Origin of the sequence: Bacillus luti (assembly GCF_009739945.1) — a bacterium.
GTDB classification, from domain to species: domain Bacteria; phylum Bacillota; class Bacilli; order Bacillales; family Bacillaceae_G; genus Bacillus_A; species Bacillus_A luti.
The window spans coordinates 4,731,989-4,753,558 of record NZ_CP040336.1 but is presented as its reverse complement, the minus strand read 5'-3'; the positions used below and the strand labels follow the sequence as shown (position 1 = coordinate 4,753,558).

At 34.8% G+C, this 21,570-nt stretch carries 21 protein-coding genes; 14 read left to right on the top strand and 7 right to left on the bottom strand.

Annotated features, from left to right (window positions below; translation table 11 throughout):
* Nucleotides 1-10: 10 nt before the first annotated feature.
* Nucleotides 11-1,537: an alkyl hydroperoxide reductase subunit F gene (gene ahpF, locus EUC40_RS23970; protein ID WP_016089513.1), complete on the bottom strand. Its 1,527-nt coding sequence runs from the start codon at nt 1,535-1,537 to the stop codon at nt 11-13.
* A 14-nt stretch (nt 1,538-1,551) separates the two neighbouring features.
* A complete protein-coding gene (ahpC, locus tag EUC40_RS23965; RefSeq protein ID WP_000924420.1) occupies nt 1,552-2,115 on the bottom strand; it encodes an alkyl hydroperoxide reductase subunit C in 564 nt (187 codons plus the stop codon).
* A 588-nt stretch (nt 2,116-2,703) separates the two neighbouring features.
* Between ahpC and mtnK the strand changes: the two genes are divergently transcribed.
* Genes mtnK through EUC40_RS23950 form a run of 3 tightly spaced genes read left to right on the top strand, consistent with a single transcriptional unit; the run spans nt 2,704 to nt 5,680 of the window.
* Nucleotides 2,704-3,930, top strand: a complete 1,227-nt coding sequence (mtnK, locus tag EUC40_RS23960; RefSeq protein WP_156576776.1) for an S-methyl-5-thioribose kinase — start codon at nt 2,704-2,706, stop codon at nt 3,928-3,930.
* A gap of 9 nt (nt 3,931-3,939) precedes the next feature.
* Nucleotides 3,940-4,986 (top strand): S-methyl-5-thioribose-1-phosphate isomerase, encoded by a 1,047-nt coding sequence (gene mtnA, locus EUC40_RS23955; RefSeq protein WP_156576775.1) that lies wholly within the window; start codon nt 3,940-3,942, stop codon nt 4,984-4,986.
* A 52-nt stretch (nt 4,987-5,038) separates the two neighbouring features.
* Nucleotides 5,039-5,680, top strand: a complete 642-nt coding sequence (locus EUC40_RS23950) for an L-fuculose-phosphate aldolase (protein ID WP_000926562.1) — start codon at nt 5,039-5,041, stop codon at nt 5,678-5,680.
* A 40-nt stretch (nt 5,681-5,720) separates the two neighbouring features.
* On the opposite strand, the gene EUC40_RS23945 is transcribed toward EUC40_RS23950, so the two are convergent.
* Genes EUC40_RS23945 through EUC40_RS23935 form a run of 3 tightly spaced genes read right to left on the bottom strand, consistent with a single transcriptional unit; the run spans nt 5,721 to nt 8,731 of the window.
* On the bottom strand, nt 5,721-6,728 hold the full coding sequence (locus EUC40_RS23945) for a FecCD family ABC transporter permease (RefSeq protein ID WP_151623604.1): 1,008 nt from the start codon (nt 6,726-6,728) through the stop codon (nt 5,721-5,723).
* Nucleotides 6,725-7,765, bottom strand: a complete 1,041-nt coding sequence (locus tag EUC40_RS23940; RefSeq protein WP_002017353.1) for a FecCD family ABC transporter permease — start codon at nt 7,763-7,765, stop codon at nt 6,725-6,727. Before EUC40_RS23940 ends, EUC40_RS23945 begins: the two co-directional genes overlap by 4 nt.
* Before the next feature lie 48 nt (nt 7,766-7,813).
* A complete protein-coding gene (locus tag EUC40_RS23935) occupies nt 7,814-8,731 on the bottom strand; it encodes an iron-hydroxamate ABC transporter substrate-binding protein (RefSeq protein WP_156576774.1) in 918 nt (305 codons plus the stop codon).
* A 332-nt stretch (nt 8,732-9,063) separates the two neighbouring features.
* On the opposite strand from EUC40_RS23935, the gene EUC40_RS23930 reads away from it, so the two are divergent.
* Together EUC40_RS23930 and EUC40_RS23925 are read left to right on the top strand one after the other, a co-directional pair.
* Nucleotides 9,064-10,113 (top strand): NAD(P)/FAD-dependent oxidoreductase, encoded by a 1,050-nt coding sequence (locus EUC40_RS23930; RefSeq protein WP_071710521.1) that lies wholly within the window; start codon nt 9,064-9,066, stop codon nt 10,111-10,113.
* A gap of 364 nt (nt 10,114-10,477) precedes the next feature.
* Nucleotides 10,478-10,927: a YkvA family protein gene (locus tag EUC40_RS23925; protein ID WP_156576773.1), complete on the top strand. Its 450-nt coding sequence runs from the start codon at nt 10,478-10,480 to the stop codon at nt 10,925-10,927.
* Between the two features lie 190 nt (nt 10,928-11,117).
* Here the strand turns inward: EUC40_RS23925 and EUC40_RS23920 are convergent, their stop codons facing one another.
* On the bottom strand, nt 11,118-11,486 hold the full coding sequence (locus tag EUC40_RS23920; RefSeq protein ID WP_000235480.1) for a hypothetical protein: 369 nt from the start codon (nt 11,484-11,486) through the stop codon (nt 11,118-11,120).
* Nucleotides 11,487-11,672: 186 nt separating this feature from the next.
* Between EUC40_RS23920 and EUC40_RS23915 the strand changes: the two genes are divergently transcribed.
* From EUC40_RS23915 to EUC40_RS23875, 9 genes are all read left to right on the top strand, one after another.
* Complete coding sequence (locus EUC40_RS23915; RefSeq protein ID WP_000993176.1) at nt 11,673-11,912, top strand: helix-turn-helix domain-containing protein; 240 nt, start codon at nt 11,673-11,675, stop codon at nt 11,910-11,912.
* A gap of 235 nt (nt 11,913-12,147) precedes the next feature.
* Nucleotides 12,148-12,666 carry a spore coat protein gene (locus EUC40_RS23910; RefSeq protein ID WP_156576772.1) on the top strand — a complete coding sequence of 173 codons (519 nt, stop codon included), beginning with the start codon at nt 12,148-12,150 and terminating at the stop codon, nt 12,664-12,666.
* A 20-nt stretch (nt 12,667-12,686) separates the two neighbouring features.
* Nucleotides 12,687-13,136 carry a spore coat protein gene (locus EUC40_RS23905; RefSeq protein WP_156576771.1) on the top strand — a complete coding sequence of 150 codons (450 nt, stop codon included), beginning with the start codon at nt 12,687-12,689 and terminating at the stop codon, nt 13,134-13,136.
* 139 nt (nt 13,137-13,275) lie between these two features.
* Complete coding sequence (locus tag EUC40_RS23900; protein ID WP_001004289.1) at nt 13,276-13,944, top strand: hypothetical protein; 669 nt, start codon at nt 13,276-13,278, stop codon at nt 13,942-13,944.
* A 236-nt stretch (nt 13,945-14,180) separates the two neighbouring features.
* Nucleotides 14,181-15,437: an S-adenosylmethionine decarboxylase related protein gene (locus EUC40_RS23895; RefSeq protein ID WP_156576770.1), complete on the top strand. Its 1,257-nt coding sequence runs from the start codon at nt 14,181-14,183 to the stop codon at nt 15,435-15,437.
* 146 nt (nt 15,438-15,583) lie between these two features.
* On the top strand, nt 15,584-16,810 hold the full coding sequence (locus EUC40_RS23890) for an ATP-binding protein (protein ID WP_001033631.1): 1,227 nt from the start codon (nt 15,584-15,586) through the stop codon (nt 16,808-16,810).
* 229 nt (nt 16,811-17,039) lie between these two features.
* A complete protein-coding gene (locus tag EUC40_RS23885; RefSeq protein ID WP_071710515.1) occupies nt 17,040-17,420 on the top strand; it encodes a hypothetical protein in 381 nt (126 codons plus the stop codon).
* Between the two features lie 104 nt (nt 17,421-17,524).
* The gene (locus EUC40_RS23880; protein WP_156576769.1) at nt 17,525-18,634 is read left to right on the top strand and encodes a PRK06851 family protein; all 1,110 of its coding nucleotides are present in this window, start codon (nt 17,525-17,527) and stop codon (nt 18,632-18,634) included.
* Nucleotides 18,635-18,746: 112 nt separating this feature from the next.
* Nucleotides 18,747-19,529 carry a nucleotidyltransferase domain-containing protein gene (locus EUC40_RS23875; RefSeq protein WP_071710513.1) on the top strand — a complete coding sequence of 261 codons (783 nt, stop codon included), beginning with the start codon at nt 18,747-18,749 and terminating at the stop codon, nt 19,527-19,529.
* A 93-nt stretch (nt 19,530-19,622) separates the two neighbouring features.
* Here EUC40_RS23875 and EUC40_RS23870 read toward each other — a convergent pair whose 3' ends face one another.
* Nucleotides 19,623-21,149 (bottom strand): FAD-dependent oxidoreductase, encoded by a 1,527-nt coding sequence (locus tag EUC40_RS23870; RefSeq protein WP_156576768.1) that lies wholly within the window; start codon nt 21,147-21,149, stop codon nt 19,623-19,625.
* Between the last annotated feature and the right edge of the window lie 421 nt (nt 21,150-21,570).

The window sequence follows — 21,570 nt, the reverse complement described above, 5'->3', positions numbered from 1 at the left end:
GTCTTTTTTATTAGTTACGGATTAAGTAATCAAATGCACCTAAAGCTGCGTTTGCACCTGAACCCATAGAGATGATGATTTGTTTGTACGGATTATTTGTACAGTCACCTGCAGCAAACACTCCTGGTACGTTTGTAGCGCCGTGCTTGTCTGTTACGATTTCGCCGCGAGCGCGTTCAACTGTTTCGCCTAACCAGTCTGTGTTTGGCACAAGACCGATTTGTACGAATACACCTTGTAATTCAACGTGATGAACTTCTTCAGTTTCACGATCGATGTAAGAAATACCGTTTACTTTGTCAGTACCAGTAATTTCTTTCGTTTGAACGTTTTTCAGAACAGTTACGTTTGGTAAGCTGTTAAGACGCTCTTGTAATACAGCATCAGCTTTTAATTCTGGCATGAACTCAAGAACAGTTACGTGCTTAACGATACCCGCTAAGTCGATAGCTGCTTCGATACCAGAGTTACCGCCACCGATAACTGCTACGTCTTTTCCAATGAATAATGGACCGTCACAGTGTGGGCAGTATGCTACACCTTTATTTTTGAACTCAGCTTCACCTGGTACGCCAACGTTACGCCAGCGAGCACCTGTTGAAACGATTACGCTCTTACTTTTCAGAATAGCGCCGTTTTCAAGTTCCACTTCAATAAGTTCTTTTTTCTCTAAACGTTTCGCACGTTGTAGATTCATTACATCGATGTCGTATTCTTTTACGTGCTCTTCAAGACTTGCTACTAGCTTAGGACCTTCAGTGCGTTTTACGCTGATGAAGTTCTCAATGCCCATAGTATCCATTACTTGACCACCGAAGCGCTCAGCAACGATACCAGTGCGGATGCCTTTACGTGCTGCATAAATTGCTGCACTAGCACCAGCAGGGCCGCCACCAACAACAAGAACATCGTATGGATCTTTATCAGAAAGCTCTGATGCATCTGGACCGTTACCCATTTTAGCTAAAATTTCTTCAAGTGTCATACGACCGCTTCCGAAAGATTCGCCGTTTAGATAAACAGTTGGTACTGCCATGATGTCTTTGCTTTCTACTTCCTCTTTGAATGCAGCGCCATCAATCATAGTATGTGTAATACCAGAGTTAAGAACGCTCATTACGTTAAGAGCTTGTACAACATCAGGACAGTTATGACAACTTAGGCTGATATAAGATTCAAAATGATATTCGCCTTGAATGTTTTTAATTTGATCGATTAATTTTTGTTCAACTTTTGGAGCGCGTCCACTTACTTGTAGTAAAGCTAACACTAATGAAGTAAATTCGTGTCCTAATGGAATACCAGCGAATACGACACCAGTGTCTTCACCAGGGCGGTTTACGCTAAAGCTTGGTGTTCTCTCTAATTCAACTTTTTCTACTGTAATCTTAGATGACATAGTAGCTAATTCGTCTACTAGAGCTAACATATCTTTAGATACGTTGTCGTCTCCTGCGCTTACTTTAAGTAAAATATCGTTCTCCATTAACTGAAGGTATTGGGATAGTTGTGTTTTTATATCTGCATCTAGTATCATTTTGATCGAACTCCTTAGATTTTGCCTACAAGGTCAAGGCTTGGTTTAAGTGTAGCAGAACCCTCTTGCCATTTAGCTGGGCAAACTTCACCTGGGTTGTTACGTACGTATTGAGCTGCTTTAATTTTGTTAACAAGAATGCTTGCGTCACGGCCGATACCGTCAGCATTGATTTCCATAGATTGGATAACGCCGTCTGGATCAATGATGAATGTACCACGAGCAGCAAGACCTTCTTCTTCCATTAAAACGTTGAAGTTTGTAGTGATTGTGCGAGTTGGGTCACCAATCATGATGTACTCGATTTTTCCGATAGTTTCTGAGCTATCATGCCATGCTTTGTGAGTGAAGTGAGTGTCTGTAGATACAGAGTATACTTCAACGCCTAAATCTTTAAGAGTTGCGTATTGGTTTTGTAAGTCTTCAAGTTCAGTTGGACAAACGAATGTGAAGTCAGCTGGGTAGAAACAAACTACACTCCATTTTCCTTTTAAACTTTCGTCAGTAACTTGGATAAATTCTCCATTATGGTAAGCATTAGCTTTAAACGGTTTTACTTCTGTGCCGATTAATAACATATTAAAATTCCTCCTAAATGTTGGTTGTGAGCATCAAAAAATAGTGTGCTCATAAAATATATTTTTTAATTAACTATAATAATTCTAATTCGATATTAATTATCATATAGAATTGGTTATTTTGTCAAGAGAATAAACCAACTTTATACCAATTTAATTAATATTTATTCTCAATTAAGGGTGTTAGGGAATAAAAAGGTAATTTACATGCCATAAATTTTCGATGAGTGTTTGAAAGAGTAGTGTGTATGTTAGAGATATGGTGTAAGTATAAGTTCTTCGGAAGGAAATATTTCTTAGAAGTTTTGGATTTGAAAGGAACTGCTTATTTCTATTTTACAAAGAATTGTGCGATAAATAAAATAAAATGAATCGGAATCTTTGTGAACAATTTTTGTCATCCAAAATATATAATTAAGAAGTATATTGTAAGGATAATTAGAAACATTGACTCAAAGTACTAACAAGATATAATAAAACCTAGATATACATTTCAAAAAGAAGAATATATATTATAGGATAAAACATTTCATCTACTATTTTTTACGGCTTTTAGAAAACGCTTACAATTAGTGTGGAGGGGAAACCATGTCTAAGTTCACGAAGTATTTTTTAATGGAAGCTAAAGATGTGATTGCATATGTGAAAGAGAAAGTGCCTAAGTTTGAACAGGCAAAGGGGTTACAGTGTAAAGAAATAGGTGATGGCAATTTAAATTATGTGTTCCGCGTTTGGGATGAAAAGGAGAACATTTCTATCATCGTAAAGCAGGCTGGGGATACAGCTCGTATTTCAGATGAGTTTAAGTTGTCGACGAATCGAATCCGTATAGAATCGGATGTTTTACGATTAGAGGGTGAGTTAGCACCTGGACTGGTGCCAGATGTATATTTGTTTGATAGTTTGATGAATTGTTGCGTGATGGAAGACTTATCAAATCATACGATATTGCGCACAGCGCTTATAAATCATCAAATGTTTCCAAAGCTTGCAGATGATTTAACTACTTTTATGGTAAATACTCTGCTATTAACATCAGATGTTGTAATGAATCATAAAGAGAAGAAGGAACTTGTGAAGAGTTATATAAATCCTGAATTATGTGAGATTACAGAGGATCTCGTATATTCAGAGCCATTTACAAACCATAATAAACGTAACGAGTTGTTTCAATTAAATGAAGGATGGATTAGGGAGCATATTTATAGTGATAAAGAGCTTCGTATGGAAGTAGCGAAGCTTAAATTTTCTTTTATGACGAATGCGCAGGCGTTGCTCCACGGTGATTTACATACCGGTTCTGTTTTTGTGAAAGGTGATTCTACAAAGGTTATTGATCCTGAGTTTGCTTTTTATGGGCCTATGGGATATGACATTGGGAATGTAATGGCGAATTTAATGTTCGCTTGGGTGAATGCAGATGCAACGATGCCGCTTGGTGCTGAGAAAGATACGTATATGGATTGGCTACAAACTACAATGGTAGAGGTAATTGATTTATTTAAGAAGAAGTTTTTAGATGCTTGGGATATTCATGTGACAGAGATTATGGCGAAGGAAGAAGGCTTTAACGAAGTTTATTTACAATCTGTATTAGAGGATACAGCGGCAGTGACAGGTCTTGAGTTAATTCGTCGTATTGTTGGATTAGCGAAAGTAAAGGATATTACTTATATTGGGAATGATGAAGCACGTGCTAGAGCAGAGCGAATTTGTCTTCAGGCCGCGAAGAAATTTATTCTAGAAGCAAATCAATATAAAACAGGTAGCAGTTTTGTAGAAACGTTAAAACAACAAATGCATAGCACGAAGTAAGGGGAGAAGATGATGGCAGAGCAATTAATACCCATTCAGTGGAAAGAGGATGCTTTAGTATTATTAGATCAAACAGTATTACCGAACGAAGTAGTCTATGAATCTTTTAAAACGGCTGAGGGTGTTTGGGATGCGATTCAAGTAATGAAAGTACGAGGAGCACCGGCAATAGGTGTTTCAGCAGCCTATGGTGTGTATCTAGGGGTAAAGGAATTTGCTGAAAGTACGGTAGAAAGATTTATGGCTGAAGTAAAAAAAGTATGTGCATACTTAGCGACATCAAGACCGACGGCAGTAAATCTATTTTGGGCGCTTGAAAGAATGGAGAATATAGCGACGGCGAATACTCACTTATCAATCTCGCAGTTGAAAGATAGATTACTAGAAGAGGCAAAAGAGATTCATAGAGAAGATGAAGAAATTAACCGTCAAATTGGAGAACATGCATTAACATTATTCCATGATGGAATGGGAGTATTAACACATTGTAATGCAGGTGCGTTAGCGACGACTAAGTATGGTACTGCGACAGCTCCAATGTACTTAGCGAAAGAAAAAGGATGGGACTTAAAAATCTATTCTGATGAAACGCGCCCTAGATTACAAGGTTCAACGTTAACAGCATTAGAACTACAGCGAGCGGGAATTGACGTCACTGTCATTACGGATAATATGGCAGCTATGGTCATGTCACAAGGGAAGATTGATGCGGTAATCGTTGGATGTGACCGTGTAGCAGCAAACGGTGATGTAGCAAATAAAATTGGAACATTAGGTGTATCTATTTTAGCTAAATACTACAACATTCCATTTTATGTAGCGGCACCAACACCAACGATTGATTTAAAAACACAAACAGGAAAAGGAATTCCAATCGAAGAAAGGGATGCCTCTGAAGTAATTAATCGCTTCGGACAATATTCTGCTCCGAAAGAAAGCAAAGTATATAATCCAGCATTTGATGTTACGCCACATGAAAATGTAACAGCGATTATTACGGAAAAAGGGATTGTAAAAGCACCGTTTACGGAGAATTTAAAAAAGCTATTTCAATAAGTAGATAAATCTAAAGTCAGTCATCACAAGCTTCATACTTAGGGGGATATATATGTTATTACAAAAAGAAAGAGAAGAGATTGTAGCGTACGGAAAGAAAATGATTTCTAGCGGTTTAACAAAGGGGACAGGCGGTAACATTAGTATTTTCAATCGTGAACAAGGTCTTGTTGCGATTAGCCCAAGTGGTTTAGAGTATTATGAAACAAAGCCTGAAGATGTAGTTATATTAAACTTAGATGGTGAAGTAGTAGAGGGAGAGAGAAAACCATCAAGTGAACTAGATATGCATCTTATTTATTATCGAAATCGTGAAGACATAAATGCGCTTGTGCATACACACTCTCCTTACGCAAAGACGATCGCATCATTGGGCTGGGAGCTTCCTGCTGTATCATATTTAATTGCTTTTGCAGGCCCAAATGTTCGCTGTGCGCCATATGAAACATTCGGTACGAAGCAATTAGCAGAGGCTGCTTTTGAAGGGATGATTGATCGACGTGCCGTGTTACTTGCCAATCACGGTTTAATTGCTGGTGCAAATAATATAAAAATGGCGTTTACTGTTGCGGAAGAGATTGAGTTCTGTGCGCAAATTTATTATCAAACGAAAAGCGTCGGAGAACCGAAGTTATTGCCAGAAGATGAGATGGAGAATTTGGCGAAGAAGTTTGAAGGATATGGACAGCAGTAGAATAAAAACACCCTCAAGAAAAGTTCTTGAGGGTGTTTCTTTACGCTTTTTTAAGCAACAAATACATAAAGTAAGGTGCACCAATTAAAGCGACGACAATACCTGCTGGGATGCCATTAGGATCAACGATATTTCGTCCAATTGTGTCTGCTAATAGCAATAGCCATCCGCCAATTAAAAGGGCGATAGGCATGAAGATTTGATGCCTTGGTCCAACTAAGGATTTTGCGATGTGAGGAGCCATCAGCCCGATAAAGCTAATTCCTCCTGTTACGGAAACAGCTGCAGCGGCAAGTGCAACGGCTGCAACTAATAGGTATCTGCGTTCTTTTTCAATTTCAATTCCAACACCGATTGCGACTGGTTCGTTTAATGCTAAAATGTTTAATCGATTCGCTTTATAGAAAACGAACGGAATTAATATGATTAACCATGGGAGCATTGCTAGAACGAAGATCCAGTCATCTCCCCAAATATTTCCGGCAATCCATTTTGAAATAAAGTCTACCTTCATACGATCTGCGGATGAAATAAGGACAATCATCGTTCCAGATAGTGCAAATGCAAAACCGATACCAGTTAATGTTAATCGCACCGGCTGAAGCCCAGTTGATTTACTATATGAAAATACGTAAATTAGAACAGCTGTTAGAAATGCCCCGATAAATCCAACGACAGGTAGTAAGTAAAGAAATGAACCTACATCTATTGGAAAGTATAAAAAGAAAATAGCAACAGCAACACCGGCCCCAGAGTTGATACCGAGAATACCAGGTTCAGCTAAATCATTTCGGGTAATTCCTTGTAGAATAGCCCCTGATAAAGCGAGAGCCATACCAGCTAATAATGTAATGACAATTCTAGGTAGTCTTAAAGAGTATAAAACGAACTCCTCTTTAAAAGTCCCTTGTCCCATTAACGTTGGGAGTAGTCGATCATAAGATAAAGATGCTGAACCGAGCCCCATTCCAATTACAATGGTTGTGATGGTCACTATAAGTAAAGCGAGTATAATAAGACGTTGTTTTCTTAGAATAGATGGCATCATGAGAATGTTTTTCCTCCTTTACGTACAATGAATAGGAAGAATGGTAACCCTACAATTGCGACAATAGCGGCAACTGGTGTTTCGTACGGAGCGTTAATGGTACGTCCGATTGTATCTGCAAGTAGCATAAAGGAAGCTCCAGCAATTGCTGACATCGGTATAACAAATCGGTAATCAGGTCCAACAATTGGACGTACCATGTGAGGTACCATTAAACCGATAAATGCCATATTTCCGACAAGGGCTACAGAAGCACCAGCAAGTAAGATAATAATGATAAATAAAATGGTTTTAATGAAGATAATTTTTTGACCTAGTCCAATAGCTACTTCTTCACTGAAACTAAGAACTGTCAATTTTTTTGCTAGTAAGATAGCGATAAAGATACTAATTGAAATGACTGGAATAATAACTTTTAATTGGCTCCAAGTTGTTCCAATTACGCCCCCAGCAGTCCAAAGTGATACATCTTGTGAAATTTTGAAGTAAATGCCAACTCCTTCTGAAATTGCGAGTAGAAATGCCGAAACGGCAGCACCAGCTAATACAATTCGAAGAGGGGAGAGCCCGCCTTTTTTCACCATACCAATTCCAAATACCATAATTGCGCCAACTGCAGCACCGATAAAGCAAGCTAATGTTAAGTAAAGATAGCTGATGGAAGGGTTGAAAGCAAGTGTTAGTGCAAGCGCAGCATTTGCTCCACCAGATAGCCCTAATAATCCAGGATCTGCAAGTGGGTTTCGTGTTAATCCTTGCATAATTGCTCCAGAAACAGCAAGTCCAGCTCCTACAAAAATAGCAGCAACTTCACGTGGCAAACGTATTTCGCGAATAATAGATATTTTGTCTCCTTTAGCGGAGGAAGTGAGTGCTAACCATACGTCTTTTATTGAAGTATCTGCAGCACCTAATACCATTGCAACCATAAAAATAAGAAAGAATGCAATTATGCTTAAAATTAATTTGTATGTAAAAGCTATAGAACGTGTATTGTCATGTTCTTTTGTCATTCGTTTCACATCTTTTCTGTTCATAGAATAAAGGAAGAGGAATTCTTAAATTAAGAATTCCTCATGTTTGTATTATTTACCAAGAAAGCTCTTCTTGAAGAAGTCTAGTTGGAAATCTAATGTAAGTGGATCATTGAAATAGAATTCCATCATGTTTGCTTCGTATACGCGATTATTTTTTACTGCTGGGATGTTTTTGTATGATTCTGTCTCTTGGAATGAGTTATCAGTATCTTTGTTTTTACTTACGATTAAGTAATCACCAGCAAACTCAGGTAATACCTCAGTAGATAATGCGTAGTAACCTTCTTTTAATGCTTTTTCTTTTACTTTTTCAGGCATTTTTAATTTCATTTCTTGGTATAGAATTTCTGTTCCACGGCCCCAGTTCTCGCCGTATACATAAAGCTGTTTGTTGAAGTTTTCTACAACAGAAACTGTTGCATCTTCACCGATTTTTGTTTTAATTTCTTTACCAGCGTCTTGTGCACGTTTCTTGAAGTCATCAACCCAAGTTTTTGCTTCTTTTTCTTTGTTTAATAACTTACCGATCTCTAAATGTTGTGTTAAGTAATCAACTTTTCCGTAAGTGTATGTTACAGTAGGAGCGATTTTCTTTAACTTATCAACATTTTTAATATTTGATAAACCAATGATTAAATCTGGATTTAGTTCAGCGATTTTTTCAACATTTTCATCTGATACTTCAGCAACATCTTTAAGTTTGCTATCAAAGCGTGGGTTTTGTTTAGACCATGAATCTACCCCAACAAGATTTACACCTAATGACATTACGTTACCAGCGAATGATGATAAAACTACAACGCGTTTTGGATTTGCAGGAACTTCTACTTTACCATTCTCAGATTGGTATGTAATTGTTTCTGATTTACTACCTTTTGCATCGTTCTTTTTGTCTGTAGAGCCATTGCTACAAGCACTCATAACAAGAACGAAAAGAACTGTTAGTGAAATAAATAACTTTTTCATCGTCTTTCTCCTTTAACATAGATGATATGTGTATACAATAATTTGTTTAACTGTAATCTGTTTGAAAGAGTAGTGGTAATGCAAAATGTGTATTAAAAATCTTGAATATGAGATTTTACAATATAGTATTAACCATATTAGTGAAAGAAGATGTAATCTCAAATTTGCTAATTATTAACAAACTGATAATGATTATCACTATTGATTCTTTAAATAATATAATTTTATATAGGTGTATTGTCAATAGTAATTTTGATTGTAAATTTTGAAGAAACAGGTTATATTTTATTGAGAATGATAATCAATGATTAGTAGCTGAGGAGTGAGCACGAATGAATCGAGAAGAATTGTTTGATGTAACTGTGATAGGCGGAGGACCTGCAGGGCTTTATTCAGCTTTTTATAGTGGACTCAGAGAGATGAAAACGAAAATAATAGAATTTCAACCACAGCTAGGTGGAAAAATACATGTTTATCCAGAGAAGATGATTTGGGATGTAGGTGGACTATTGCCAGTTACAGGTGATAAATTAATTGAACAACTTGTACAGCAAGGGCAAACATTTAAGCCAGAGGTTGTATTAAATACAAAAGTAGAATCGATTATTCGTAATGAAGATGGCACTTTTACATTAAAAGCAAGCGATGGAAAAGAACATTATTCAAGAACAGTTATTGTCGCAACTGGCAGTGGTATATTGAAACCACAAAAGCTATCAATCGAAGGTGCTGAGCGATTTGAAGTATCGAATTTAAATTATACAGTTAAATCTTTAAAACGTTTCAAAGATAAAACAATCATTATTTCCGGCGGCGGAAATTCTGCCGTTGATTGGGCAAATGAATTAGAACCAATCGCGAAAAAAGTGTATTTAACATATAGAAAAGAAGAATTATCTGGTCATGAAGCGCAAGTGAAACAACTAATGAACAGCTCAGCGGAGTGTTTCTTTAATACATCGATTACAAAATTAATTGCTGGTGATAATCATGAAGCGATTGAATATGTAGAATTAACGAATCACGAGACAGGTGAAGTTTCTCATTTACCTATTGATGAAGTTATTATTAATCATGGATATGAACGTGACATTACATTATTAGAAAATAGTGAGTTAGACGTTGCGATTATAGATAATTTTTATATTGCAGGGAATGCAAATAGTGAATCCTCAGTAGATGGATTATATGCAGCTGGAGATATATTAAAGCATGATGGGAAATTACATTTAATTGCAGGAGCGTTCCAAGATGCTGGAAATGCTGTGAATAAAGCGAAACAATTTATTCAACCAGATGCAAGCGAGTACGGGATGGTTTCTTCTCATAATGAAGTATTTAAGAAGAGAAATCGAGAATTAATAAAGCAAATGATGAAATAATTTGTAATAGTAAATAAAACAGAGGGATCTTCTTAGATTCCTCTGTTTTATTTACATAGACTAATATCATTCGATTATTTTTAAACTCAATGTGTCTAATTCAGTGTTCGTTGTAATTAAATCAAGTTTCTTTTCTAAACAATGGGTAATACTACCATCACGTGTATCTCTAAAATATAATGTGCAGTTTAAAAGAGTGGGGTTACAATTATTTTAATGGTGTAGTAGTAAAAGGAACTAACGCTAAAAAGATAACGTCTTGGCTTTTTAATATTGGAAATATAATAGTGATGTGTCTTTCATCAGAAAGAAATTGTTCCATATTTTGATTATACAAATAAAATGATGAAGGAGTGTATGATATATGTTTAATAAGAAAAATAATAAAGGCGCACTTGATAGTAAAAAAATTGAAAAAGAAAATAAAAAGTATCAAAATCGGGCTAGTGCATACTTAGAAGATGAAAGTAAAATACAAACTTTAATACAAAAAGGGATGAAAATATCTCAAAATAATAAAGGGGCTTTAACTGATGTTTGGGATAATCTTCAAGTGTTATTTGAAATGATGAATTGTTGGAGAAAAGGGGAGTATCGGGAAATTCCGAAGAAATCACTTCTTGCTATTGTAGGTGCAATTTTATATTTTGTATCACCAATAGATTTAATCCCAGATTTCATTTTAGGATTAGGGCTAATAGATGATGTAGCGATAATTAGTTTAGCCATTAAACAAGTGAGCAGTGACATTGAAAAATTTAAAGAGTGGAAAAATGAATTGGGTAATGAGGATAATGTTAGTAATTTCGAATGAAATGTTTAGGACCCCCACTTACTTCTCTATTCGAATGACGAGAGATGTAAGTGGGGGTTTTCCTGTTTACTATATTTTCAATCATTATAATAACACCGGTTTCATCAGTTCATAGGACATGAACGTTTTATTTGAAAATCTTCCTAGAAAACAATGAATTTATGTTTTGTTTGCGCGGAACAGGATTCAATTATGCTGTCCCTTTAGCTCTTTCACTAGGAAATGGCATATTTAATGTAGACGCGATATATTGTTTTCCATGTTTTCGAGCTAATGATTCTAATATTTGGCGGACGCGTTTTGTAAGATGTCCTTGTTTTTTGATAGCCTCACAATATGCGTCATAGAAAGCGTATTTAGCCCAAAGGAAATCATCTTGTTGGAATAAGAAATGATTTTTGTACCATTCACTAATTGTACGGTAACAATTGCTTTCGTGTATTGCTGCGCTTTGAGAAAGAATACGATCAGATAAAGATGTAGTTAAATGAGAAATTGTGTTTTCTGTTTCAACTTGTAATGTTTTTTCTAACATTGTAATGATGTGACGAGTAGCCATGTGTTAACTCTCCTTTGTGTAAATGGGTAATACCATTCTATATTTTAAAAAATTCTTACTATTATTAGTATACAATATATGGAATGCATCTACCTGCTTTTTAAATTGTATTTACAAAATCTTTTTTATTTGTTTACAAAAATAAGGTAAAGTAAGATACAGTATATATGAAAAAATAATAAAGGAATGAACGCATTGTATATAACAGTAGAAGAGGCTGCGGAGTATTTGAATTTACCAAAATCGTATATTGAAGAGTTAATTCAGCAAAAGAAAATTCGTGCGCTATTCGATGGGGAACAATATTTATTAAATAAAGAACAATTCAATACACATTTAGAACAAATGGAGAAATATAAACAATTAGTGGAAGAAATATTAAACGAACCAATTCCAGAAGATATGGATGTTAAAGACGAGGACTAAAGTTTTGGAAATCCCGTATGAAGATAGGCAGAAATGCACCTTCATACGGGATTTTTTTATTTAAAGATAGCAAGATTCTAAGGATCTCCAGAATTTCTTAAAATTTTGATAGGTAGTAGTCTACCATGTTAAAAGCATATTTTTTTCTAGCTAGGACAAACATAGAGAACGTAACCTGTACAGATACATATACTATCAGTGCAAAAGCTTATAAATTAATGGAAGGGGTTTTCTCGTGAGTTTATTTCATTGTGATTTTTTGAAAGACTTAATTGGATCTTATGTGAGAGTAAACAGGGGTGGTCCAGAATCTCAAAAAGGAACAATAATATCAGTATGTCCGGACTACTTCGTATTACAGAATGAAAAAGGTGAGCTTTATTACTATCAACTTAATCATCTAAAAAGTATTACAAAAAATGCGAAAGAATGTGGATCAAGTGATTGCGAGTGGGAAGATTGCGCATGTGCAGAAGACTTTGAAGCGCTACTTCAAAGCTTCAAATATTGCTGGGTGAAAATTAATCGCGGTGGTCCAGAGAAAGTGGAAGGCATTTTACAAGATGTTTCTTGTGATTTCGTGACATTAATTGTAAAAGAAGAAGTTATATTAATTGCAGTAAAGCATATTAAAAGTGTTAACTATAATGCTTTAGCATGCGGAGAGAGCGACGAGAGCGAAGATAGTGGCAGTAAGGAAAGTAGTAGCAACTCTTCAGGTCGAGCTCGTGCACAAAGACAATCAAGAAGATAATACGAAAGGGGGATACGAAATTGGAGAACGTATTATGCTGTGAGCAAATTAAATGTTTAGTTGGTGAGAATGTAAAAGTAAACCTTCGCGGACCAGAAAGTCGCGTTGGAACACTTATATCATTCGGAAAAGACTACCTTACATTGCAACTACCTAAGGGAGAACTAGTATACTACCAGTTGAAACATGTAAAGAGTCTAGTTAAGAAAGTGAAAGAAAGTAAATGCGGTGATTGCTATAGTTCATGTTTCTGCTCTGATGAGGATACTTTTGTCGATGTATTACGCGACTTGAAATATAAGTGGATAAAGATTAATCGTGGTGGCCCAGAATGTGTGGAAGGTTTGTTAAGTGAAGTACACCATGATTGTATTACACTAGTAAACTGCGATGAAGTTATTTATATAATTAATTGCCATATTAAGAGCGTGAGTCAAGTAGTGAAATGTAAAAAGAATGAAGATGAATAATGTTTAATAAATAAGAGGGGCATTATGAGGGAAAGAGAAGAACAATTTCTTATTTCGATAGTATGAAAAGGAATTCCTTACTATTAAACAGAACATTGCCCTGATTATTTTTTAGAAATTCATAGGAAGGAGGATATAGATGAATGAGTTAAACAAAAGTATTGGAGAAAATATATATGTTAAATTAATCGGTGAACAGAGATTTAAAGGAGTATTAATTGATGTAGGGAATGATATCGTTGTTCTTTACAATGGACAAGACTACGTATATATATCTTTGTACCATGTCCAATATTATAAATTTTTAAGGGGACACAATGAAGAAATATTAAAGCCTGATGTGGACTCTGTAATTAAGAGAGAATCTCCTTCAATTTCTTTGAGAAAAGTATTAAGCACTTCTAAAGGAATTTTTACAGAAATTTATGTAGCAGGAAATGCCCCAATACATGGGTATGTAACAAGTGTAATGAACGATTATATTGTTTTTTATAGTCCAGTTTATAAAACTGTATATATATCTTTAAAACACTTGAAGTGGTTAATTCCGTATAAAGAAAACCAAGTTCCTTATTCCCTCAATAAAAATGAACTCCCTGTAAATCCGTTAAATATTACGTTAGCTCGAACGTTTGAAGAACAACTTATTAAAATGGCTGGGAAAATTATGGTATTCGATTTAGGTGAGGAATCTAATAAAATTGGAAAAATGGCGAAGATTGATGAAGGGCATATTGAAATATTAAAAGCTCGTGATGCAAAACTATATGTAAATATGCAACATGTAAAATCTGTCCATTGTCCGTAGGCTAGTTGAAAGGGCTGGCTTTTTCTTTTATATGCAGAAGAAAAGGTCGAGCCTATTTGTTTAGTTAGACTTGAATATGAGGGAGAAAATGAATTGAATATAAATATGTTAGTGTGATTTTTGAAGAGGAACTCTTGTGCTACATCATAAAAACTATGTACGAGCTACCTTTTGATGTATTCAATTTATTTTTTGAGGAAGAACTGCTCAACTAATTTACTAAAGGGGTTTTGTTTGTGGAGCAGTTTCCAAATATTACATTGCTTGGTAGTGCTGGTGGAGCAGCAAAGGCAGTTTTATCCATTTTAAATCAAGCGATAGTAAATGAAAAAGATCCAATTCATGAAGCGATAAAAAAGGTTACATTTCATTTGGTTGATATAAAACAAAAAGATAGGACTTATTATGATGAATTGTTTCCGAATTTAAAAAATCAATTGTTTTTATACGAAATAGACCTTCAGGATGTAGTGAAATTTAAGCAACATTTAAAAGAAAAAAGAACAGGTGTTGTTATTGATGTTTCGGGTGCAGATACGATTAGGGTATTGAGCTGTTGTAATGAACTTGGAATCTTTTATATAAATTCAGCTTTGGAAAATGAGGCAGTAGATCAGGACGATAGTTTACTTGGATTTCAGCTTACAGAAAGATATACGAGGTTTGAGAAGGAGAAAGAAAAATTTACAAATACAAAAGCGATTATAGGATCAGGTATGAATCCAGGTGTTGTGCAATGGATGGTTGTTGAACTCATGAAGGAACGGCCAAATGAAAAGCCGCGTGCATGCTATATTGTAGAACATGATACTTCGTTTTTGAATGATACAGCACTTATAAAGCCGCATACACTCTATGCTTCATGGGCGGTAGAGCGATTTCTAGACGAAGCGATTTGGAGCTATCCAATGTATATGAGTCATCATCGTCCTCTTTACTTTTATGAGGATGTATATGCTTCAGAGTATAAAGTGAAATTAGGAGAAAAAGAATTCTATGGTTGTTTAATGCCGCATGAGGAAGTATTAATTTTAGGGAAAAATTTCAACATGGAAGTGGGTTTTCTGTACCGAATTAATGAGTATACAACAAATGTAATTAGAAAGAACTTAGATAAAGTAGAAGATTTATGGAACTGGAATCGTAAAGTATTTAATCCAGCGGAAGAAGAGGTTGCGGGAGAGGATCTAGTCGGTGTGTTACTCGTTTATGAAAATAGCGAGACATATATGTATAACGTGATGAATAGCAGCCAAGTTTTTCATAAATATAAAACGAATGCAACTTACTTTCAAGTAGGATGCGGAATTTATGCGGGTTTGTGCAGCTTACTTTTAGATCACTTTGGGCAGGGTGCTTATTATGTCGAGGAGTTATTATTAAATACAGAAAGTAAGTACGGTGAATATTTAAATTTATATATGAAAGATTTTATCATAGGGCATAATAATTTTACGGATGGACTGCTACATGATAGGGTAAGGTGGATATAAGTTATAATAGTAAAAAGGAAGGAGGAAATCCCCTTCCTTTTTACTATTATAAGGTTACATATTGCCCTGAAAGCAATTTCATACGTATAATCTAAGGGGTTAGCATGTACAATGTTATTTTTGCATTGATCACAAGGAGTATTTATATGAATAAAATTAAAAGCTTGATTTATGAAGAAAGAGAAGCTTTAAAAGTATTTTTATTATTATTTTATATTATATTTTTTTTATATGACGTTATATATTACTTTGTGTATCCGGCTATGAACATTAATGAAGCAAGGATAGGATGGCCAGAAGGTGGTATGGGAATAGGTGTGTATATATTAGTAGTATCTTTATTTCCTATTTCGATCTATCTTCAAAAAAAAGGTTACGTATATTTTGTGAAATATTTGTTTTTAATTGGATATATGCTCATTGATCTTATTAATAATTTAATGATTTATTTAAATAGCGATCGTGTGTTTGAAAATGGAAATATGGTTGAAATATTTTTAATTTTATTTGCACCGATATTTGTGAATAGAAAATATTTTTATGTAGTTTCCTTTAGTGTAATTGGAAAGTATGTATTTTTCACTTTGATATTACAAGATATTAAAGTTGTGATTCCACTTGTTTTATGTTCATTCTTTTTTATTATCTCGCATTCTTTATTAAAACGATTTCAATCTTATGTAAGTACAGTGGTTGAAATGATGAACAATATGAAAGAGGCGGAAAATTTAGCTGTAATTGGGACTATGTCTACAACAATTGCGCATGAAATTCGAAATCCATTAACAGCTTTAAAAGGGTTTACGCAAATGCAAAAAGAAAGAAATCCTGCAGATACGATGAGCTACGACATTATGTTACAAGAGATTGAAAGGATTAACGGATTTGTTAGTGAGTTGATGCTATTAGGAAAACCGAAACCAACAAATTATGAATGGTGTAATATACGAGAAATCCTTCTATATGTTGTGCAGTTAATGGAAAGTTATGCAACGCAGTATAGAGTAAAATTTCATTTGCAAGTAGAGGGAAATTTACCGGCTATAAACGGTGATGATAAACAATTAAAACAGGTGTTATTAAATATCATGAAAAATGGAATAGAATCAATGCCAGAAGGTGGAGACATTCATATCCGTGTATATCAAAAAGCGAAAGGATATTTGTGTATTTCTGTTGAAGATCAAGGATTTGGTATAGCGAAAGAGAAGTTAGAGAAAATCGGCAAAGCTTTTTACACAACAAAGGAGAATGGTACAGGACTTGGATTAATGATTACATATAAAATTATTAAGGAACATCAAGGGAGTATCGCGATTCAAAGTAGTATGGGAGTAGGAACGAAAGTAGAAATTTCTTTACCGACAATTTAACGTGTTTGGAGAAAGGATTTTTCAGAAAAGTGTTCTTGTTGTGTAAATATAAACATTTTATAAAATGTTTCAAGAAGGGTTTTTTTTATAAAATACTTCGTTTATAATGGAGGAAAATATCGACATGAGATGGATTGCTCATGTAACGGTTTAGTGGTGTTATGAAAAGATAAGAAGGGGTGCACGCGCATCCTTTTTTCTATGCAGATATTATGAAAGGGGTGGTATGATGGAATTAACATTAAATTCGACTGTATGTTTGCACACGATTCAATTTCGAAAAGAACAAAAGAATTATATTGTAAAAGATACAATTACAGGAGAAAAATATGAAATGCCGCCACTTTGGATTGATGCACTAGCAATGATGCGTGACGGTTTTTTATTGGGAGAAATTGAGGAGAAATTGAAAGAAGAGTATCCGGCTGAAGACATAAATATGCTAGCATTCACGAGGCAACTGTTAGAGCTAGAACTTGTCGGAATGGTAGATGGGGAAGAGATAGCTTGTACAAAGAAGAAAGAAAAGGATTATTTAGCTTGGGTACGTCCTAAGGTAGGACAATTTTTTCTTAATTTAAATAAAAAATATAGAAGCAAAGGTCAGTAATGACCTTTGCTTTATTTGTGTAATACAAAATAGGTACTCACCCAAATAAAGTTGCTCGCATATTGTAGCTTATGTAAATAGAATGCTGCGAAGGAGTGAGTGCAGTGACAGGGAATGTATTGAATTATTATGCTGGTGGAAATACAGCTAGAGGATTTCATAATTTATACGAAGAGAATTTAAAAGGGCTAGATAGGTTATTTATTTTAAAGGGTGGTCCAGGAACGGGGAAATCTTCTTTAATAAAGGCAATAGGTCGTGAATGGGTTGAAAAAGGCTATGATATTGAACTTTTACATTGTTCTTCTGATAATAAGTCAGTTGATGGTGTGATTATCCCACAGTTAAAAGTAGGAATTGTTGATGGGACATCGCCGCATGTTATTGAGCCAAAGATGCCAGGAGTCGTCGAAGAATATATAAATTTAGGAGTGGCTTGGGACTCAGATAAATTAAGAAAGCAGAAGCTAGAAATTGAACGATTTGTTTCAGAAGCAAGTAAGGCTTTTCAATCAGCTTACGCATGTTTTAAAGAAGCACTAGTTATACATGATGAGTGGGAGAAAATATATATTAATAATATTGATTTTAATAAAGCAAATGAACTAACAGATGAGCTGATTCAGAAGTTATTTACGAATGAAGGCGGGAAACAATCGACTGTGAAGCATCGTTTTTTAGGAGCTGCAACACCAAAAGGAGCAGTTGATTTTGTTCCTAATTTAACAGAAGGATTACCACAACGTTATTTTATAAAAGGACGCCCGGGTTCTGGAAAATCAACAATGCTCAAAAAGTTAGCTAAGGTAGCGGAGGAAAAAGGGTTTGATGTTGAAGTGTACCATTGTGGATTTGACCCAAATAGTCTTGATATGGTTATTGTAAGAGAATTAGGGTTTGCAATTTTTGATAGTACTGCACCACATGAATATTTTCCAAGTCGCGGAGGTGATGAGATTATTGATATGTATGATCTCATTGTTGCTCCAGGAACGGATGAGAAATATGCGACAGAAATTCGTGATGTGTCCATTCAATATAAAACAAAAATGAGTGAAGCAATGTCTTTCTTAGCGAAAGCAAAATCAGTTCGTGATAAGTTAGAACGAATTTATATTGCTGCTATGGATTTTTCAAAAGTTGATGCATATAAAGAGGAGATTCAAAAAGAGTTTGAACGTATTGCGGCTATTGTAATTGAAAAGAAAAAATAAGCGTTTTGTTAAGCTGTCAGAAAAATTCTGACAGCTATTTTAGTATGTAGTAAAATGGCCGTATACTTGTCGAATTTCCAGGGAAATGATCAAAAAATGGGGAGGATATGAAATGAGAGAGAAAATAGAATTGGAATTAGAAAGAATTGAAAAAGAGAATGATGTGAAAATCTTATTTGCAGTGGAATCAGGGAGTCGAGCTTGGGGATTTCCATCGAAAGACAGTGATTATGATGTTAGGTTTGTGTATATACACCCTGTAGAATGGTATTTATCGATTCATGATAAGCGTGATGTAATTGAATATCCGATTAGTGATGATTTAGATATAAGTGGTTGGGATATTAAAAAGGCGTTGCAACTATTTGCAAAGTCGAATCCAGCTTTACTCGAGTGGATCCGATCACCAATTTTTTATTCGAAAAACTCTAATTTTCCAGAGAAGCTGCAGCAAATGAGTGAAAAGGGTTTTGATCCAAAAGCAACGATATATCATTACTTACATATGGCGTCGAAAAATTATCGTGAATTTTTGCAAGGTGAGAATGTAAAGTTGAAAAAGTACTTTTATGTATTACGTCCTATTTTAGCTTGTAAATGGTTAGAAGAGAAAGCGACTTTGCCACCTGTAGAATTTGATCGGTTGATTACAGAATTATCATTAGAACGTAGCGTATTAGATGAAATTGAACAGTTGTTAATAAAGAAAAAAGCAGGTACTGAATTAGATGTTGGATTGAAAATTAAGGTGCTGAATCAATTTTTAGAAGAACAAATTCATTACTATCAGCAATACGTAAAAGGAATTGAAAAGGGATTAGGGATTGATATTGAAATTTTGAATACAGTATTTCGAGATATGTTGTTTGAAGTATACAAAAAAGAGCACAAGTAAGTTTGTGCTCTTTTTTCGTTTGTAGGAATTAAGAAAATACATATAGCTACGATAAGGTCTACAAATGATAACGAATAAATCATATTGTATGTTTTATTCGTTATCAACTCGTTTTAATGGTTGATCTGCTGGGCCTTCCATAACATCCCCGTCAATTGAAAAACGAGAACCATGGCAAGGACAATCCCAAGTACAATCACCGTTATTCCATTCAACTTCGCAGCCAAGGTGTGTACAAGTCGTATCGACGATATGTAATTTTCCTTCTTTATCTTTATAGGCACCTGCTCGTTTACCATTGACATGTACAACAGATCCTTCTCCAACCTCAAGATCTTCTGGTGTACGTAATGCGGTTTCAATTTTTCCTTCAATTAAATGTTTAGCAACATCAATGTTCTGAGAGAGGAATGTTTTTATATCTGGGGTTGCATGAAAGCGTGATGGTGCAAACAGCTCTTTATATGGACTGTGGACTTTTAGAATGGAGTCCTTGAGTAAATGAGCGGCAGCAGTTCCAGTTGTCATTCCCCATTTCCGATACCCGGTTGCAACAAATATATTTGGATTCCGTTCGTTAATATGCCCGATGTAAGGGAGCTTGTCCAGAGTAATCAAATCTTGTGCTGACCATCGATAGGGAACTTCATCTACTCCAAAAGTTGCTTCAGCAAAAGAATAGAGTGCTTCATAATGAAGCATTGTATTTATTCCTTGCCCTGTTTTATGACTCTCTCCACCAATCAAAATTAATTTTTCTCCATTGTTTGTTATATAGCGTAAGGAGCGTTTTGGATCATCGATACTTAAATACATGCCACCTGGATAATCCGTTTTTGCTTTTATTGCAAGAGCATAGGAGCGTTCTGCATACATTCGGGTAAAGAAAAAGCTACTAGCATCATAAAAAGGAAAATGTGAACAAGAGACAACATATTCGCAAGTAATACGATGACCAGCTTTTGTAATGACTTGTGGAGAATCTCCTTTCTCCACATCCATAGCTGTTGTTTGTTCATAAACTTTGCCACCCATCTCCACAAACTTTTCTAAAAGTGTTTTCAAATAAAGGAGGGGATGGAATTGCGCCTGATTTTTCATTACAAGTGCAGATTGTACTGGAATCGGAATCGACAGAGATTGAACATAGTCACAAGGAATATTTAGTTTTTGATAGGCTTCATATTCTTTCGATAAATTTCTTAATCCATTATCAGCAGTTGTATATAAATATGAATCTTCATTTGAGAAATTACAGTCGATTTTATATGTTTGCACGATTTCATTTATGAATTGTAGAGCGTGATTATTTGATTCATAGTAAAGTCCGGCCTTTTCCAGACCGAAATGATTTATTAATTCAGCATAAATAAGATCATGTTGCGCTGTTACTTTCGCCGTTGTATGCCCAGTAGTTCCGTTTAAAATAAGACCGGAATCAATTAACACAACATCGATGCCTTCTTTCGCTAGTAAATAGGCAGTGGTTATACCTGTAATACCAGCACCGATAACAGCAACTTTCGTTTTTATATTTTCGGATAAATGGGGGAAAGTAGGAAACTGAGTAGATTCAATCCAATAAGATAACGGCAATTGTGGGAATGTATCACTTGTCATTATGGAAACCTCCTGATTTAGAGCAATTTTCCTTTTAATATTTCCATATTATATGGAATTCATGTGTGTTGTTTTAGTAGGATTCTATTTTATTAACAAAAAAGATAAAATTATTTCAATATAATTATTTTCGGTGGTGGTATGACGGGAGGTATTTATGGAAAACTAAATTCAGAGGATATTAGTTCTTAACTATACAGTGAATTATTGAATAAGATAGAGTCTTTGTTACTGAAATGTATTTGGATATATATTGGATAAAACCTTATAAAATCTATGCTTTTTCTTTAGTGGAATAAAGTATAATTATAAAAATATAACCAACTTTTATTACTAGGTCATAAAAGTTGTTGACAATATAGAAATTCTATTGTTATGATTCATCATGTGGAAAGGTTGATAGAGAGTAAAAAGAGAAATG